Below are 17,269 nucleotides of genomic sequence, written 5' to 3' on the forward strand. Positions count from 1 at the left end.
AGCCTGCCCGAACCCTGCCCGTGCCAGTTGCACCCTTCTGAAATCGTCGCTATCACGGCGGTCAGGTTTTTTCACACATCCTTGAGCGGAGCCACCAATGCCGAAATCAACGTCCTCCCAAGCCCCCCTGCGCCTTGGCATTGCAGGTCTTGGCACCGTCGGCGTCGGCGTGATCAAAATCATCCAGCGCAAGGCCAATCTGATCGCCGCACGCAGCGGTCGCCCCGTCGTGATCACCGCCGTTTCCGCCCGCTCCCGTGACAAGGATCGCGGTGTCGATATTTCCGGCTATGCTTGGGAAGATGATCCCGTCGCGCTCGCCCTGCGCGATGATGTCGATCTCTTTGTCGAACTGATGGGCGGCTCCGATGGCCCCGCCAAAGCCGCCACCGAGGCTGCACTGGCTGCGGGCAAGGATGTCGTGACCGCCAACAAAGCCATGCTCGCCCATCACGGACAGATTCTCGCCGAGAAAGCCGAAGCCAAAGGCGCCGTGTTGCGCTTTGAAGCCGCCGTCGCGGGCGGCATTCCGGTGATCAAGGCCCTGACCGAAGGTCTCGCGGGCAACCGGATCGAGCGCATCATCGGCGTGATGAACGGCACCTGCAATTACATCCTCACCCGGATGGAAAACGAAGGCCTCACCTATGACCAGGTGTTCGAGGCAGCCAAGGCACTTGGGTATCTCGAAGCCGACCCGACGCTGGACGTTGGCGGCATCGACGCCGGGCACAAGCTTGCGCTTCTCGCCTCCATCGGTTTCGGCACGCAGGTCGACTTTGACAATATGGTGCTTGAAGGCATCGAGCGGATCACCATCGAGGACATCCGCCACGCTGCCGACATGGGCTACCGCATCAAACTTCTGGGCGTTGCCCAGATGACGGGCCGTGGCCTTGAGCAACGCATGACGCCCTGCCTCGTGCCCGCGCTCTCGCCGCTGGGTCAGCTGGAAAACGCCACCAACATGTGCGTACTCGAAGGGGATGAAGTCGGCCAGATCGTGCTGCGCGGTGCTGGCGCGGGCGAAGGCCCCACCGCCTCCGCCGTCATGTCCGACGTACTCGACATCGCACGCGGTATTCGTGTGCCGACCTTCGGCGTCCCGGCCGACATGCTGGAAAAATCCATCCCGGCGGTCGCAGCAACGCCTGCGCCGTTCTATCTGCGCATGTCTCTGTTGGACAAACCCGGCGCGCTGGCGAAAATCGCCGCCGCTCTGGGCGATGCGGGCGTGTCCATCGACCGGATGCGCCAATATGGCCAAGATGCGAACCCGGAAGTCGCGCCGGTGCTCATCGTCACCGACGCCACCTCCCGCGCCTCGCTCGACGCCGCGCTTGAGGGGATGCAATCCACCTCCGTCCTCGCCTCCGAACCAGTGGCGATCCGGATCGAACACGTCTAAGGATCACCATGGCCCTAACCGACCCCGTCGATATCTATTGCGAAAGACTGGGGCCGGGGTTCTGGGCCGAACCGATCAATGCGATCACCAATCTGGCCTTCCCGCTTGCCGCGCTTTGGGCACTGATGGTCGCGCTGCGCCTGTCGCGCGACACCGGCAAGACAATCCGGCCCGTTGATCTGACGCTCATGGCGCTCGCGGCCCTCATCGGGCTTGGGTCTTTCCTGTTCCACACCTTTGCCAACCGCTGGTCGGAATGGGCGGACACCATCCCGATTTGGTCCTTCGTCGGCCTCTACATCTACGCCGCCGTGACCCAGCCGACATCGACCAAGCCGCGCACCAAATGGATCACCGGCACACTGCTCACTCTGGCCGTGGGCTATATCCTTGTCTCGATGGCCAATGGCGAAGCCGCCAACACCAATGCCGTCGATCCTTTAAACGGCTCCGGGCAATATGCCCCCGCCCTGATCGCGCTTTTGATCGTCAGCGCCATCACGCTCTGGCGGCGTTCTCCGGTCGCGATCTGGTTCGCTCTTGCCACTGTGACCTTCTTTCTCTCTCTCACATTCCGCACCTTCGACATGCAGGTTTGCGCGGGCTTTGCAACCGGCACGCACTTCATGTGGCACGTCCTGAACGGGCTGATGATCGGACTGTTGCTTCAGGCGCGCGTGCGGTCCGCTCGCAGCTGAACCAAGCCCTCCACCGGCGTCAAGACGCCCCGTTCCCGTCGCAAAAACTTCATCTTATTCAGACTGATAGCGCAAACATATCAATGTTAGCGCTGCGACTTGTGCAGCCCCCTTGCCCCGCTTCGGAACATATGGTCATGAAGAGGAGCAATATTTTCGTCCGCCCAAAAAGGACCCGTAAGACCCATGTCGCAAGCCCCCACCTTCTATGACCGTATGCTGTCCCTTGGCCTCGCCCGCGTGGCTGAGCAGGCCGCCATCGCCTCCGCCGATTACGTCGGCCACGGCGATGAGAAAGCCGCAGACCAGGCCGCCGTCAACGCCATGCGCGATCAGCTCAACCAGCTCGACATTCAAGGCGTCGTGGTGATCGGGGAAGGCGAGCGCGACGAAGCTCCGATGCTCTACATCGGCGAGAATGTCGGCAACGGCAACGGCCCCGCCGTGGACATCGCCCTCGACCCGCTCGAAGGCACCACACTGACCGCGAAAGACATGCCCAACGCGCTGACCGTGATCGCCATGGCTCCGCGCGGCACCCTGTTGCACGCGCCCGACGTCTACATGGAGAAACTGGCCATTGGGCCGGGCTACCCGAAAGATGTCGTCTCCCTCGACATGACCCCGACCGAACGCGTCGAAGCGCTGGCCAAAGCCAAAGGCGTCACCCCGAAAGAGATCACCCTTTGCGTGCTGGAACGTCCGCGTCACGAAGAGATGCTGGCCGAGCTGCGCGCCACCGGTGCCGCGATCCGCATGATCACCGATGGTGACGTTGCCGGTGTCATCCACTGCGCCGAACCCTCCACGGGCATCGACATGTACATGGGCTCCGGCGGCGCTCCGGAAGGCGTGCTTGCCGCCTCCGCTCTGAAATGCATGGGCGGCCAGATGTGGGGCAAACTGTTGTTCCGCAACGACGACGAACGCGGCCGCGCCGCCAAGGCCGGGATCACTGACCTCGATAAAATCTACACCCGCGACGAGCTGGTGACCTCCGACGTGATCTTCGCCGCGACCGGTGTGACCAACGGTTCCATCGTCCACGGCATCAAACGCGAACCGGGCTTCCTCACCACGGAAACCATCCTGATGCGCTCGAAAACCGGCTCGATCCGCCGTATGAGCTACCGCAACCCGACGAAACCGCGGAAGGACTGATCTGCGGCGCGAGAGGCTGTTGCCCTCGTCCCCGATCCCTTGCACATTCACTCCCGCCAGCCCGACGCTGGCGGGAGTTTTTTATGACCGCACTGATCCTCATCGATCTTCAAACCGGCTTTAACGATCCCATTTGGGGCGAGCGCAACAACCCGAACGCCGAGGCACATGCCGGACGCCTTTTGTCCCATGCCCGCGCCTCAGGATGGACCGTCATTCACATTCGCCACGTCTCACAAACGCCCGGTTCTCCACTGTCCGGAGACGGGCTTACCTTCAAACCGGAGGTGACACCGCTTCCCGGTGAACCCATCTTGGAAAAATCCGTGAACTCCGCATTCATCGGCACCGATCTTGAGCCGCGTCTCAGAGCTCTCGGCGAAAGCGATCTGGTCATCTGTGGGCTCACCACGCCGCACTGCGTCTCGACGACCACCCGCATGGCCGCCAATCTTGGCTTCACTGTCACACTCGCCCATGACGCCTGCGCCGCATTCACGGCGAACGCCGACACCACATGGGCCGACCTGCCGCCTATGTCCGCCGAAGAGGTACACACCAGCGCGGTCAGCCATCTGCACGGCGAGTTTGCATCCGCTCGCTCAGTCAGCGATATACTCGGGGCATGACCGATTTTCTCAATGTCTCCGCCTCGCTCACCGGCCGCCGCTGGCTCGGTCCTTCTGCCGATCTCGATCGACAGGCGGAGCTTTTGGCACAGCAGACGCAATTGCCCCTGCCGCTCTGCCAAACACTGGCGCGTCGTGGCGTCGCCCCCGACGACGTCACGCAGTTCCTTGATCCCAAACTCAAGGATTTGCTGCCCGATCCCCTGACGCTCAAAGACATGGGCGTGGCCGCAACGCGCTTTCTCAACGCCGTCAAACGCAGCGAGAAGATCGCTGTCTTCGCCGATTACGACGTGGATGGCGGCACCTCCGCCGCACTTCTGATCACATGGCTGCGCCAAATGGGGCTGTCTTCGACGCTCTACATCCCCGACCGGATCGACGAGGGCTACGGCCCCAACGAGCCCGCGATGGAGGGCTTGGCCAAAGATCACGATCTGATCGTCTGCGTCGATTGCGGCACGCTGTCCCATGACGCCATCGCCGCAGCCAAGGGCGCGGATGTCGTGGTGCTCGACCACCACCTTGGCGGGGAGACCCTGCCCGACTGTGTCGCCGTAGTGAACCCGAACCGACAAGACGAAAGCGGCGATCTGGCGCATCTTTGTGCCGCCTCCGTCGTCTTCCTGATGCTTGTCGAAGTTGGGCGGCAAATGCGCGGCGAGGGGCAAAAAGGCCCCGATCTCATGTCCATGCTCGATCTTGTGGCCCTCGCCACCGTGGCCGATGTCGCCCCCCTGCTCGGCGTCAACCGGGCCTTGGTGCGCCAAGGGCTCAAAGTCATGGCCCGCCGCGACCGGATCGGGCTGCGCGCCCTTGCCGATGTGGCGCGCATGGACACCGCCCCGACCTCCTATTCCCTCGGCTTTCTGCTCGGCCCCCGCATCAATGCGGGAGGACGGATCGGCGCTGCCGACCTCGGCGCGCGGCTCCTGTCCACCGAAGACCCGAACGAAGCGCAAGCCCTCGCCGAACGCCTTGATGCGCTCAACACAGAGCGCCGCGAGATTGAGAACGCCGTGCGGGATGAGGCACTGCTACAAGCCGAAATGCGTGGACTTGATGCGCCGCTCGTCTGGGCCGCCGGAGATGGCTGGCACCCCGGCGTCGTCGGCATCGTCGCCTCGCGCCTGAAAGAAAGCACCAACCGCCCCGCCATCGTCATCGGCTTTGACGAAGAGGGCGTCGGCAAAGGCTCCGGCCGCTCCGTGTCCGGCGTCGATCTTGGCGCGTCGATCCAGCGGCTGGCCTCCGAGGGCCTTCTGATCAAAGGCGGCGGCCACAAGATGGCCGCAGGCCTGACCGTGATGCGCGACCAGCTCGAACCCGCGATGGAGCGGCTTGCCGAACTGTTAGAAAAACAGGGCGCGGGGGCGATGGGGCCTTCAGATTTGAAGCTCGACGGTCTTTTGATGCCCGGCGCGGCCACACCCGAGTTGATCGCACAGCTCGAAGCCGCTGGCCCCTATGGCGCATCCGCCCCTGCCCCACGCTTCGCCTTCCCGTCCTGCACAATTCATTTTGCGAAACGCGTCGGCGCCAACCACCTGAAAATCAGCTTTTCCGACGGCCAAGGCCCGCGTCTCGAAGCGATCAGCTTTGGCGCGTATGACGGCCCCATTGGCCCGGCCTTGGAACGGCACGGCGGCGCGCGTTTTCATCTTGCAGGCAAGCTTGAGATCAACACCTGGGGCGGGCGTCAATCCGTACAATTGCGCCTCGAAGACGCAGCGGAGGCCTGATCAAGGCAGGAAATCGCAGCCTGTCAAAAAAACTGCAAAATTCTGTGAGAATCCCCCTTGCGCCCCGCGCGCGCATTTCATAAATACCCGCTCACGCCAAGCGCGGTCCGTTCGTCTATCGGTTAGGACGCCAGGTTTTCAACCTGGAAAGAGGGGTTCGATTCCCCTACGGACTGCCACTTTCCTCTCCCAGAATAAAATCCGAAAAGCAGATGCTTTCTAAGTGCGTTGATGTCTAGGCTTCTCGCCTTGCTTGACGCAAAGAGTGGTGTGATTGGGTTTCGTTTTATGACATTTGGGGGAAGTTCGAAAACGGCCGTTTTCTCCAAACTGAACGCGCATACATTAAGAATGTACGAACTAAGACACATGCGTGAACGTCTTTTCATCGTTAGACTAGAAACACGGAAGAACGCAAAAGAGGTGAACTCTTGCGCGACAGGCTAACTTCAATTTTGGGAGAAAGTGGCAGTCCGTAGGGGAATCGAACCCCTCTTTCCAGGTTGAAAACCTGGCGTCCTAACCGATAGACGAACGGACCGCGCTTGGCGTGAACGGGTATTTATGAGATGCATGCGGAGGGCGCAAGAGGAAAAATAGCGAAAATCGCAATTCATACCTCACATGTCTGATCTCCCCATCGCATTACCCCCGGACCGACTGCTGCATGGGATCACTGATATGCCCAACATGCACCTTCGGATCGAACATTGTCGCCCGTGCCCGCCCCTCGTATTTCGAGCTATATAGCGCGAGATCGGCGTCATGGATCATCGTATCCGTGTCAGGGCTTTCATAGAAATCCGTCGTCGTAATGCCGATTGAACCAGAGATACGGCAAAGCTCCTCATAATAGGGAATCGGTTGCTCCAACCGCATGATGATCCGGTCTGCGGTCCGCAAAAGCCTCTCGCGTTCCGTGAACTTGTTGAAGATGAGGATGAATTCGTCGCCACCGACGCGCGCGGCCGTGTCCTCTGCCCGCGTCTCTTCCAACAGCACTCGTGCAACTTGCTGCAAAACCGCGTCGCCCGCCGCATGGCCCAGTGTGTCATTGACCGATTTGAAATAGTCGAGATCGAGATGCATGATCGCGAAAGGCACCGCCGCGCGCAGCATTCGCTCCATCACATAGTCCATTGCCCGCCGGTTTTTCAGCCCCGTGAGCGTGTCGGTATAAGCCTGTTCTTCTGCTGCAACCTTCGCCCCTTGCAGGCGTGTGTTCAACTGTTTCGTCTCTTCGAGCACGGCAGATTTCGCCTCGACCAGATAGAGCATTTCAATCGCAAGATCGGTATGCGCGAAATCCCCCGCCGTCAGTCGGTAATCCGCCACAGCATCGACGATGGAAATCCCGAAAGACAGGTTCAAAAGATGCAGGCCCGTCCCCGGGATCGGCGCGGCCATGCCCTTGAGCGGAGTAGAAACACCGGACAAGAAATTAAGATAGAGTTTCGTGCGCAGAGGAATCGGTCCCTCCCCGTTCCCCCGGCCATTGTCGCGCACGGAAAAGACCCGTGACAGATGCATGCCCAACAATGTCTGCGGATCGCGCAGCTTAGCCAGTGTCGGCGCGACATAACGGATGACCCCCGCATCGTCATACATCAGGCTCATCGGCATGAAGGCGATCAGCGTCTCAGGGTCGAACCGCATCTCGCTCACAACTCCCCCCCGATTCGTTCGGAAAGCTCAAACGCGCGCCCTTCCGCATAGGCCGCTTCGAGCAAGTTGATGGTGATGATCTCCTCTCCCGAATCCATCCAGCCCTGATGCTCCAGAAACACCAAGGCGCCGTAGTCATCGGCCATGGCCCGCATCACCCCGACCATCGCATACCCAAAGCCCGGCATCGCACTGAGACAACTGAGCCGAAAGGTGCCGTCTCCGCAGTCCTCAACCCGCAGCGTGGGCATCTCGATGTCCGGCAGGGCAAGTTTGGCCCGTCCCTCCAGCTCATTCAAAGAAAACAGAAATTCGGTGAAATTCTCTCCGCCAAACCGCAAAAGGCGGCGGATCGCCTCGACATTTGGATGGGACACGAGATAGGTGCCCAAATCTTCAAGAAAGGTTTCGACCGGCTTGTGAAGGTGTCGCGCCGCCCGGCCAAGCACGTCAAGCGTCACCTGATCAGGGTAACTCAGCATCGCCTCGAAATTGTCGAAGCCCAGATCCGCACCTTCCGCGACCGCGTTCCACGTCTTCCCACCATAGGTGTCGCGCATAAAGCACTGGATCGCACGATTGATCATTCCATGCATGACGGCGCTCCCACAATTACGTGCGGGATGTTTACCCAGTCTCTCTTAAGAAATTACCAAGAGCAGTCTCAGACGCCTCGCAATGTTCCTAAAATTTGCGCGACCCGGCGAAGCCTACGTGCTCAGCGGCCAGCCATCCACATCGGCAAATCTGCAACACTGTCGAGCACCACTTCGGCATGGGGCGAAAGCTCCTCCTCCCCGGCGACCCCGGTCAGAACTGCAACGGGGATCATCCCGGCGCGGGAGGCCGCTTCCAAATCGTGCAAACTGTCGCCCACCATGATGCAGGCTTCGGCGACAACGCCCAAGCGCTCCGCAGCCCCGAGGCACGGCCCCGGCGCGGGTTTGCCGCCATAGCCGCTGTCATACCCGACAACCGTGCCGAACAGAGCATCCACGCCCATCTGTTTGAGATGATCGTGACCGGAGGCCTCGAAATCGTTGGTCACAACCCCGAGACGCAAACCCCGATCCCGAAGCGCAACGCAGGTTTCGAACAGCCCCGTCACGGGAGCCGGGGCAAAATCCTCCGGTTTGGGTTCCAGCCAGCCCATGATCTCTTCCGCCGAATTCTTCGGAAACAACGGCCCCAAGACCGCCAAAACATCCTTCGGCGTGCCCGCAATCACGGAACTGTCCGGCAAGAAGCGCGCCCGCGTCATATCAAATCCCAAAGCTTGCGCCACCGCCGCGTTCAGCCCGGCGTCCGTGCCACACATGCGGTTGATTGCCTGTGCCGCCCAGGGCCCCCAGCTGGACTGGAAATCCATCAGCGTGCCGTCTTTATCGAAAAGAATCGCCTCGATCCCGTGCATCCCAGCCCCTCAGGTCCAGTTGATCTGTGCGCCGCCCGGCAAGGCTTGACGTGCGCGCATCGGGTCATGAGGATCCAGCCCTGTGGCTTCGGCACAAGCGTTAACCCATTGATCATCCATGGTCACGAAATCCAGAACCGCCGCAAGAATCTCCACTTCCCCGGCACGGGACATCAACTCCTCGGCGGAGACACCGCTGGCCCCCAAGAAAACAGGGAAAATTTCATCTTCTGAGGCAAGCCATGCCAAAACTTTCAGGCCGATGAGTTCAGCTGCGTCCTGCTGCATCTGTGGGATACTCCAGAGGATTGGAAACACTTTATTAACCTTTCTCACCGAAAATCCCGGGAAAGCGCAACACCCGAACCACAACAAAAATCAAATGCGACATGGCGTGAAACGCGCAGCCGCTGCCAAAGAGGAGCCCCGATGGCGGGCCGTATTCTCATTGCCGACAACGTGCCGACCAACAGGATCATCCTGAAGGTCAAACTCGCCTCGGCCTTCTACAACGTGTCACAGGCCACATCCGGGGCCTGCGCCATCGCGCAAGCACGCGCGGAGCGGCCCAACCTAATCCTGCTCGACAGCGATCTCGGGGATATATCAGGGTTCGAGGCCTGTGCCCGACTTAAGGCAGACCCGGCCACGGCCCATATCCCAGTGGCGATCCTCACACCGCCACGAAATTCTGGCGCAAAGATCGCAGCACTCAAGGCCGGGGCAGACGAGGTTCTCTCGAAACCGCTTGACGAGTTGACACTCTCTGCCCGCGTGCGCGCCCTCATGCGTGCCTCCGCCACCTCTGAGGAATTGCGTCGTCACAACGAGACCGCCCGTGCACTGGGATTTTCCGAAGCGCAAAATCATTATGACACCCCCGGCAAAATCGCCTTGGTGGGCACGTCCACAGAGGAAGCCATGCAATGGCGGACACGTCTCAAGGGATTAATCCATGACGAAATCACACTCGAACGCGCCGATCGCTTGCTGGAGAGCATTTATCACGGCGAGGCCGCCGATCTTTACGTAATATCAATCCGCGCCGGGGGCGGCGACGGGCTCAGGTTGGTGTCTGATTTACGTGCCCGCATATCCACACGCAATGCAGGCATCATCGTGGTCCATGAGCGGCAGGATCGGCGAGAGGCGCTCATGGCGCTCGATCTCGGAGCCAACGACCTGATCACCCGCGACGCCGATATTGAAGAGCTGGTCCTGCGCCTGCGCAGTCAGATGCGCCGCAAGAAAGAGGCCGATCTTTTAAAACGCGCACTCGATGAAGGGCTGCATCTGGCAACGCACGACAAGCTGACGGGGCTTTACAACAGGCATTACGCCCTGCCGCGTCTCGAAAAGATCGCCAAAGACGCCCATAAAAACGGACAGCCTTTCGCGCTTATGCTGCTCGATATCGACTGTTTCAAATTGGTAAATGACACATGGGGCCACGCCATCGGCGACACTGTTCTCACAGAAGTGGCCCGCAGGCTCTCCGACAATCTGCGCGGCATGGACCTTGTCTCTCGCTACGGGGGCGAAGAATTCCTCATCTGCATGCCGATGACGGATCTCGCACATGCGCGCAGCGTCGCAGAGCGGCTGCGCAGCGAGATTTGCGCCCTTCCCGCAGCCCGTGCTCCCAATGGCACGCCTGTGACCGTCTCCGTGTCAATCGGGCTCGCTATGGGCGGCGCAACGGATGAGAGCATTCCGGATATTGACGCTTTGCTCACGATCGCTGATCGGGCGCTTTACGCTGCCAAGGCGGAAGGCCGCAATCAGGTCACGCTGGGTTCACATGCGGCCTGATGCTAAGACGACCACAAAAAAGCGCCGAATTCCGGCGCCTTTCACATCTATCCTCGCGTCACTGCAACTCAATCGCTCGGGCCTTTGCCCGGTCCGCCTTTGCCCGGCCCACCATTGCCCTGCTGATGCGGCGGGCGCGGCGGGTTGCGCAGGAACTCTTCGAGCCGTTCAGCATAGGCTTTGCGCTGTTCTACACTCATCTCAGAAATCTGCTTGGCGACAAGTTTTGCTCCGATCCGCTGGCCGCGCGCAAATTCCTGTTGCTGCTTGGACAACAGAGCTTCGAACCCGTCGGCATCAAAGTCATCCGCCCGGAGCGCCGCAAGCATCGCGTCGAACATCGCGCCGACCTTTTCCCGCGCCTCACGCGGATTGCCCGCAGACTGTGCAAACGCCCGCCCAAGGGATCGGCGGTCTTCCGTCTCCAACGCTCCGACGAACGGGCCGAACCCGAAATCGCGCGCTTGTTGGGTGCGCGCGCGCTCCATGCCTGCGTTCCAACGCATCAAAGCGCCGCCAACAATGCCGAGGATGGCGATGTTCAGCGCAAGGGACACCACGAGCACGATCCGGCTCCAGTGCACGCCTTTACCCGTCTCGGGGCCTGCCGATCCGGTTGGCTGCGGTGTGGTGTTCTGCTGATCCGTCATCGTTTATCCTTCCCCCGCAAGTGCATAGAAACTCGGCATCAAAGCATCGATCCCATACTCGCTTGTCGCCGTGTCATAGCTGCTGACAGTGTCCACCGTATAGGTGCCAGTCGCCAAAGAGGTCACCGCAGACGGCGCACCAAGACCGATCACCAACCCGGCGACACCGGCTGTGGCCAGACCGGCAACCGCACGCCAACCGCCCAGCGCAGCAACCATGGCCGCGATCAGAGGATGGCGTTGTTTCGATCCGGATTGCGCCCGAAGCGCCGCGAGCCGTGCCGTCTCGGCCGCCTCACGCGTGTCGATCATGGTTTCGGCATCCGCCAGAATACGATCCATCAGACCGCCCGAAGGCAGCATTGCATCATGACGCGCCTCCATGAAAAGCGCATCCAAAGCCCGTTCCGAGAGCTCAACCGTCCGTTTGTCGTCACGATCCGTCATCTTCGAACCCCAATGTTTCGCGCTGCGATGCCAAAGCCTTGGCCAGCGCCCTCTTGCCCCGGGCGGTCAGACTTTCGACCGCCTCGACGCTAATGTCCAAAACCTCGGCAATCTCCGGATTGCCCAGACCCTCGATATGCCGCAACACGACCGCCTCACGTTGGCGATCCGGCAACTCGTTCAAAGCAGCCTGCAAGGCATCAACCCTTTGGCGCTGCATCAGAACCGCATCCTGCGAGGGCCGCCCGTCTTCCGGCTCGGCGATTTCGTCGAGCCCCTTGCTGCGGCGTTTGCGCAGTCGGTCGGTGCATAGGTTGGTGACCACGCGGTAGAGCCATGTCGTCACCTGCGCCTCGCCTTGACGCCAGTCCGGTGCGATCTTCCAGAGCCGCATCATGGCGTCCTGCGCCACATCCTCGGCCTCTTCGCGATCTTTCAGCAACCGTGCGGCATAGCCAACGACCCGCGGCGTCAACCGCATGGTCAAAGCCCGAGCCGCCGCCCTGTCGCCATTGCCAAAGGCAACGAGCAAGGCTTCGTCGGAAACATCATTGAGGGCGTCGAAGGGCATGGTCATCACCGGTTCTGCGTATCGCAATCGCGCGGACAGGTCCATCACGTCCTTGATCGGGGGCGGCAGGCCCCCGATCAATTCTCATATCAGCCTCAGTTCGCTTCCGCCTCAGGCGCATCCTGCGCCGGAGCCTGCGGAGCGATCGGAGCTTGCTGGCCATACATCGGGCCGTAACCCATGCCCGGCTGACCGTACATCGGGCCATAGCCCTGTCCGTTCATCGGGCCGTAGCCCATACCCGGCTGACCTTGCATTGGACCGTAGCCCTGCCCGTTCATCGGGCCGTAGCCCATACCCGGCTGACCTTGCATCGGACCGTAGCCTTGGCCATTCATCGGGCCATAGCCCATCTGACCACCTTGCGGACCGTAGCCCATGCCCGGCTGACCTTGCATCATCTGGCCACCCATACGGCCTTGCATCATCGGGTGACCACCCATCCGACCCATGTGGCCTTTCTGGCCCTGATGACCTTGCATTTGGCCACGCATCTGGCCGCGTTGACCTGCCTGCATGCCACGCATACCGGACAGTTCGTCTTCGCTCAGAGCGCCATCATTGTCGCGGTCGAGGCGGTCAAACATCGTGGCAGCCCCCGGACCCTGCATTTCCTCAGCGCTCAGAAGGCCATCCTCATCGGTGTCGCGCGCTTCGATCATCGCAGCAGCGCGATTTTTCATGCGTTGAACCCGTTGGGCTTCCTGATGGGCGTAAAGCTCATCTGCATCCACCGTGCCGTCACCGTTGGTGTCGACCTTGGCGAATTGCGCTGCACGGAAGGTGTCGATTTCTTCTTGCGACAGCTTACCGTCTTCATCAGCGTCTACCGCTGCGAAATCAAAATCCGGGCCGAGCGGGCCAAAGCCACGTTGTTCGCCCATTTTGCCCATCTGACCCATTTGGCCTTGAGCCGCGCCCATGCGCATCGTACGGTCCTGTTGACCTGCACCTGCGGCAAAAGCAGCAGCGGAGCCGCCCAGAACGGCAACCAGTGCAATCGCGGAAACAATGCTCTTACGTTTCATGTCTTATATCCTCATTTAAGGCTACCCTAGCGCGACCCTGTGAACTCCCCTTCGTGCCGCGCTTTCATGAATACAAACGGGCTATCTCCGGGTTTCCGTCGTTCTTTCCGTCTTCACCGCGCTTCACAGCCGCGTGAAGACTCGCGTCAAAACCAAAAACGTGCCACGCTTCCCGTGAGGAGGAGAGCGCAGGCCACGGCCCGCGCGACATCGCGACGCAAGGACAATCCGCGCGCGCGTCTTATTCTGTGCTGTCCTCTACACTTGGCCCGAACCGCAGATGAAGGCGCACGACACATGACAGATATCCCGCAGGGCTATGCGACCAACAGACCCCTTCCGACAGATGGCGAGCGTGAATTGCGCCCGGCGCTGACGCGGGGCTGGAAACGGCGCTGCCCTTGTTGCGGCGGCGGACCGATGATGAAGGGCTATCTGACCGTGCGCGACGAATGTCCGGTCTGCGGCGAGGAGCTGTATCATCACCGCGCGGATGACGGTCCGGCCTATCTCACCATCCTGATCGTCGGCCACCTCATGGCCCCGATACTGGGCGCGGTCTTCGTCGCTTTCCGTCCCGACCCGCTCGTACTCATCGCGATTTTCGCCACCGGCACGGTCGCGCTGTCGCTCTACCTTCTACCACGGTTCAAGGGGATGATGGTCGCCTTCCAATGGGCCAAACGGCTGCATGGCTTTGGCAAAGAGCAAGACTGACAGCCTAGCTTAAAGCGCTTTCTCGTAATGCACCCTGTTGTACCCGTCGCTCTCGGCGCGGTGGGTCTCAAGGTAGCCCAGTTTCGGATAGAGCACCTGCGGCCCCGCCATCACGGCATTGGTGTAAACCCGCATAAGCGCAGCGCCCTCCGCACGGGCTTGGTCCTCTGAGGCGCGGATCAGGCGGCGCGCAAGCCCCCGCCCCCGCGCCGCCTCAGACACCGCCAGAACGTCCAGCATCATCGCCCCATCGCTCTCCGGGTAGATGTAGATCACGCCCAAAAGAACCTCCCCAGCCTCAGCCAGCGTCACCCGCCCCCGCGCAATGATCTCCGCATAGTCGTAAAGCGCCGGGGCGGGCGGTTTGCCGATCAGAGGCGTGTATTGCGCGAAGGCCGCCCCCACAAGCTCTGTGATCGCGGCCACATCCTCAGCCTCTGCCGGGCGCAGCGTGATATTCATGTGATCTCTCATGAGGTCACTCATCCACACCCGCCGCAGACGGGCAAGAGCGTGTCATGGGGCCAGAACTGCTGAATTATAGGTCCTGACTGAAGCGCAACAGCCCTGTGCGCCTCTCTAGCTCACGCAACCGATTGACAGCACCCCGCCCCGCGCTTTCAGATCGCATCGACCAAACAGAAAGCCTGCCTCATGACCGATTTTCCTCTGCTCGATCTTTCCGCCTTTGCCGCTGCCGACCCTGAGGGGCGCGCCGAAATCGGAGCCGAGGTGGATCGCATCTGCCGCGAAACCGGTTTTCTCGCTGTCACCGGCCACGGCGTGCCCGAGGCGGTGATCGAAACCCTCTGGTCTCACGCCCGCGCCTTTTTCGCCCAGTCGCCCGAGGCGAAGCACACGGTCGCGCCCGTTCCCGGTGGCCCCTACGGCTATCTCGGACCCGGCACCGAAGCCTTGGCCAAATCGCGCGGCGAAGACACGCCCCCGGATCTCAAGGAAAGCTTCAACGGTGGCCCCGCCGCCATTCCGCCCGGTGAGACCGATCCCGATGCGCTGGCTTTTTGCTATGCGCCAACGCCGTTCCCCGACCTACCCGGCTTCAAAGACGCCTGGCGTAGCTATTATGCCGAGATGGAGGCCCTCGCCGCCCGGATCATGGAGGTTTTCGCCGTCGCGCTGAACCTCCCCGCCGATCATTTCGCGCCTTTCATCTCGACGCCGATCTCGGGCATGCGCGCGCTGAACTATCCGGCACAAGACAAGGCTCCCGAAGAAAACCAACTCCGCGCCGGGGCACACACCGATTATGGCTCTCTGACCATCCTCCTGCCGGAACCCGGCTCGCGCGGGCTGGAAATCCTGACGCCGGAAGGGACTTGGAAAGGCATTCCGCCCATTAAGGGCGCTTTCGTGATCAACATCGGCGATCTCATGGCGCTCTGGACCGGTGGGCGCTGGACCTCGACACTGCACCGTGTGGTCACGCCCCCCGAATGGGCCACCAAACGCCGCATGTCGATTGCCTATTTCCATCAGCCGAACTGGCATGCCGAGGTCAAGCCGCTCTCCGGCGACACCTCCGAGGCCGTCACTTCAGGGCCGTACCTCATGAGCAAATTCGCCGCCGCGAACGGGTAAGCCACCCCGCAGTGCGCAGATCGGCTTGGGCGCTTAAGCTTCTCCGCTTTTGCGCGCCCCGAGGATGACGAGTGTCACGAAGAACAGCAGTGCAAAAAGAGTGCCGGCAACAATCGGCGGAACCAAGGCGAAGAGGATGATTTGCAGGAAGGGCGCCTGAAGCAGCCCAAACCATGCCCCCATTCCAATCCAGCACATGCTCGACAACAGCAGGACCATCAGCCCAATCGCAAGAGACAGCCCCATGATCTCCCGCCAACTCGCGCGCCCAGGCGTCCTCCTGTTGTGCAAGATTGCGACTCCGACCGGCGCCACAATCAGCGGCAAAAGCAGCAAGACGACCAGCGCCACTTGGCCTAAACGCCCCGTCTCTCCAAGAGACCGGTACCGGGGAATGGCGAAAATATCATGCACGATGCCGCTGATCACATAAGATAAGATGATGCCCGCAACAGCAAACACAACATAGAAAAACACAGACCTCATTACACCCTCTTATCTGGCAGCCAATGTGGCAAACGCCTCTCTCAGCCTATCTTTCATACCATATGGTTTTCAGGACTGAAAACACGATGGACCCGCGATGAGAATCATCGGGATAAAAATCAAAAGCCCCGCCTCTTTCGAGACGGGGCTTTCCCACACATGACCCCCTCAGGCTCGCCTTTATACCTTGCCGTTCTTGCCCCGTCGCGCGTCCGGGTGCAGCGCCGTGCCCAAAATATGCTCGCTTTTGTGCACCACATGACCCGCATGTCCGACGATCAGCGGATCAGGCTCGCCGATCAGCTCTTCGTCCTTGTCCGGATAATCGAGCGTCATCAGGAAATGCTTCATGCATTCGATCCGAGCGCGTTTCTTGTCATTCGACTTCACGATGACCCAAGGCGCATCTGCAGTATCCGTATAAAAGAACATCGCCTCTTTCGCCTCGGTGTAATCGTCCCACTTGTCCAGCGACGCCTTATCGATCGGCGACAGTTTCCATTGTTTCAACGGGTCGGTCTCCCGCGCTTTGAAACGGCGTTGCTGTTCCGCCTGCGTCACCGAGAACCAGTATTTGTAAAGCTTGATCCCGGAGCGCGTCAGCATCCGTTCGAACTCCGGCGTCTGACGCATGAATTCGAGGTATTCGTTTGGCGTACAGAAGCCCATGACCCGCTCAACCCCCGCACGGTTGTACCACGAGCGGTCATAGAGCACGAACTCACCCGAGGTTGGCAAATGCTCGACATAGCGCTGGAAGAACCATTGCCCGCGCTCTTCGTCAGTCGGCTTGTTCAGCGCGACCACGCGCGCATGACGCGGATTCATATGCTCCATGAACCGCTTGATCGTGCCGCCCTTGCCTGCGGCGTCACGGCCTTCGAACAAGAGCACGTATTTCTCACCGGTCTTCTGCGCCCAAAGCTGCGCCTTCAAAAGCTCCGCCTGAAGCGCCACTTTCGTACGCTCATATTCAGCGCGGGTCATCTTTTTGCGATAAGGGTATTTGCCGGTCTCGAACGCCGCGCGGATTTTATCCGGCGTGACCGTCGGGAATTGTTTCGGACCACCATGCACAGCCGCCTCGGACGCCGCCTCGACAGCCACGGGTTTCACCTCCTGCACAATCGGCGTCGCGACAGTCGAGGTGTTGGCGGCAGGCTTCGGGGTCGTCGTCATGCGGGCATATCTCCAGTGTTTGGCAAAGCAGTGCGCTTGTCACCCTCCTGTTACACAAAACCC

At 60.8% G+C, this 17,269-nt stretch carries 19 protein-coding genes and 2 tRNA genes; 9 read left to right on the forward strand and 12 right to left on the reverse strand.

What is annotated here, in order from left to right; translation table 11 throughout:
* Nucleotides 1–97: 97 nt before the first annotated feature.
* From ACYBHZ_RS14175 to ACYBHZ_RS14200, 6 genes are all read left to right on the forward strand, one after another.
* Nucleotides 98–1,408, forward strand: a complete 1,311-nt coding sequence (locus tag ACYBHZ_RS14175; protein ID WP_460274936.1) for a homoserine dehydrogenase — start codon at nt 98–100, stop codon at nt 1,406–1,408.
* A gap of 8 nt (nt 1,409–1,416) precedes the next feature.
* Nucleotides 1,417–2,106, forward strand: a complete 690-nt coding sequence (locus ACYBHZ_RS14180) for a ceramidase domain-containing protein (protein ID WP_460274937.1) — start codon at nt 1,417–1,419, stop codon at nt 2,104–2,106.
* Between the two features lie 186 nt (nt 2,107–2,292).
* Complete coding sequence (glpX, locus tag ACYBHZ_RS14185; protein WP_460274938.1) at nt 2,293–3,267, forward strand: class II fructose-bisphosphatase; 975 nt, start codon at nt 2,293–2,295, stop codon at nt 3,265–3,267.
* Nucleotides 3,268–3,350: 83 nt separating this feature from the next.
* On the forward strand, nt 3,351–3,896 hold the full coding sequence (locus ACYBHZ_RS14190) for a cysteine hydrolase family protein (protein ID WP_460274939.1): 546 nt from the start codon (nt 3,351–3,353) through the stop codon (nt 3,894–3,896).
* Nucleotides 3,893–5,638, forward strand: a complete 1,746-nt coding sequence (recJ, locus tag ACYBHZ_RS14195) for a single-stranded-DNA-specific exonuclease RecJ (RefSeq protein ID WP_460274940.1) — start codon at nt 3,893–3,895, stop codon at nt 5,636–5,638. The genes ACYBHZ_RS14190 and recJ overlap by 4 nt, the downstream gene beginning before the upstream one ends.
* 104 nt (nt 5,639–5,742) lie before the next feature.
* Nucleotides 5,743–5,817, forward strand: a tRNA-Glu gene (locus ACYBHZ_RS14200).
* 287 nt (nt 5,818–6,104) lie between these two features.
* Here ACYBHZ_RS14200 and ACYBHZ_RS14205 read toward each other — a convergent pair.
* The 5 genes from ACYBHZ_RS14205 to ACYBHZ_RS14225 form a co-directional block, all read right to left on the reverse strand.
* Nucleotides 6,105–6,179, reverse strand: a tRNA-Glu gene (locus tag ACYBHZ_RS14205).
* 104 nt (nt 6,180–6,283) lie between these two features.
* Complete coding sequence (locus tag ACYBHZ_RS14210; protein ID WP_460274997.1) at nt 6,284–7,294, reverse strand: diguanylate cyclase; 1,011 nt, start codon at nt 7,292–7,294, stop codon at nt 6,284–6,286.
* A gap of 5 nt (nt 7,295–7,299) precedes the next feature.
* Complete coding sequence (locus ACYBHZ_RS14215) at nt 7,300–7,899, reverse strand: heme NO-binding domain-containing protein (protein WP_460274941.1); 600 nt, start codon at nt 7,897–7,899, stop codon at nt 7,300–7,302.
* 122 nt (nt 7,900–8,021) lie between these two features.
* Nucleotides 8,022–8,717, reverse strand: a complete 696-nt coding sequence (locus tag ACYBHZ_RS14220; RefSeq protein WP_460274942.1) for an HAD family hydrolase — start codon at nt 8,715–8,717, stop codon at nt 8,022–8,024.
* Nucleotides 8,718–8,726: 9 nt separating this feature from the next.
* Nucleotides 8,727–9,005, reverse strand: a complete 279-nt coding sequence (locus ACYBHZ_RS14225) for a DUF3572 domain-containing protein (protein WP_460274943.1) — start codon at nt 9,003–9,005, stop codon at nt 8,727–8,729.
* Between the two features lie 141 nt (nt 9,006–9,146).
* Between ACYBHZ_RS14225 and ACYBHZ_RS14230 the strand changes: the two genes are divergently transcribed.
* A complete protein-coding gene (locus tag ACYBHZ_RS14230; protein ID WP_460274944.1) occupies nt 9,147–10,529 on the forward strand; it encodes a diguanylate cyclase in 1,383 nt (460 codons plus the stop codon).
* A gap of 68 nt (nt 10,530–10,597) precedes the next feature.
* Here the strand turns inward: ACYBHZ_RS14230 and ACYBHZ_RS14235 are convergent, their stop codons facing one another.
* The 4 genes from ACYBHZ_RS14235 to ACYBHZ_RS14250 all read right to left on the reverse strand — a co-directional run bounded on the left by ACYBHZ_RS14235 (nt 10,598) and on the right by ACYBHZ_RS14250 (nt 13,225).
* On the reverse strand, nt 10,598–11,179 hold the full coding sequence (locus tag ACYBHZ_RS14235) for a periplasmic heavy metal sensor (RefSeq protein WP_460274945.1): 582 nt from the start codon (nt 11,177–11,179) through the stop codon (nt 10,598–10,600).
* Between the two features lie 3 nt (nt 11,180–11,182).
* The gene (locus ACYBHZ_RS14240; RefSeq protein WP_460274946.1) at nt 11,183–11,626 is read right to left on the reverse strand and encodes a hypothetical protein; all 444 of its coding nucleotides are present in this window, start codon (nt 11,624–11,626) and stop codon (nt 11,183–11,185) included.
* Entirely contained in the window at nt 11,613–12,203 is a 591-nt protein-coding gene (locus tag ACYBHZ_RS14245) for an RNA polymerase sigma factor (protein WP_460274998.1), read from the reverse strand. The genes ACYBHZ_RS14240 and ACYBHZ_RS14245 overlap by 14 nt, the downstream gene beginning before the upstream one ends.
* An 89-nt stretch (nt 12,204–12,292) precedes the next feature.
* On the reverse strand, nt 12,293–13,225 hold the full coding sequence (locus ACYBHZ_RS14250; RefSeq protein ID WP_460274947.1) for an EF-hand domain-containing protein: 933 nt from the start codon (nt 13,223–13,225) through the stop codon (nt 12,293–12,295).
* Nucleotides 13,226–13,522: 297 nt separating this feature from the next.
* Here ACYBHZ_RS14250 and ACYBHZ_RS14255 point away from each other — a divergent pair, with 297 nt between their 5' ends.
* On the forward strand, nt 13,523–13,942 hold the full coding sequence (locus ACYBHZ_RS14255) for a DUF983 domain-containing protein (RefSeq protein WP_460274948.1): 420 nt from the start codon (nt 13,523–13,525) through the stop codon (nt 13,940–13,942).
* 9 nt (nt 13,943–13,951) lie between these two features.
* On the opposite strand, the gene ACYBHZ_RS14260 is transcribed toward ACYBHZ_RS14255, so the two are convergent.
* Nucleotides 13,952–14,404, reverse strand: coding sequence for a GNAT family N-acetyltransferase (locus tag ACYBHZ_RS14260; protein ID WP_460274949.1), 453 nt, complete (start codon nt 14,402–14,404; stop codon nt 13,952–13,954).
* Between the two features lie 192 nt (nt 14,405–14,596).
* On the opposite strand from ACYBHZ_RS14260, the gene ACYBHZ_RS14265 reads away from it, so the two are divergent.
* Nucleotides 14,597–15,541 carry an isopenicillin N synthase family dioxygenase gene (locus ACYBHZ_RS14265; RefSeq protein ID WP_460274950.1) on the forward strand — a complete coding sequence of 315 codons (945 nt, stop codon included), beginning with the start codon at nt 14,597–14,599 and terminating at the stop codon, nt 15,539–15,541.
* Between the two features lie 33 nt (nt 15,542–15,574).
* On the opposite strand, the gene ACYBHZ_RS14270 is transcribed toward ACYBHZ_RS14265, so the two are convergent.
* Both ACYBHZ_RS14270 and ppk2 read right to left on the reverse strand, forming a co-directional pair.
* On the reverse strand, nt 15,575–16,027 hold the full coding sequence (locus tag ACYBHZ_RS14270) for a hypothetical protein (RefSeq protein WP_460274951.1): 453 nt from the start codon (nt 16,025–16,027) through the stop codon (nt 15,575–15,577).
* Between the two features lie 180 nt (nt 16,028–16,207).
* Complete coding sequence (ppk2, locus tag ACYBHZ_RS14275) at nt 16,208–17,206, reverse strand: polyphosphate kinase 2 (RefSeq protein ID WP_460274952.1); 999 nt, start codon at nt 17,204–17,206, stop codon at nt 16,208–16,210.
* Between the last annotated feature and the right edge of the window lie 63 nt (nt 17,207–17,269).

It is taken from the genome of Celeribacter sp. ULVN23_4, assembly GCF_054788345.1.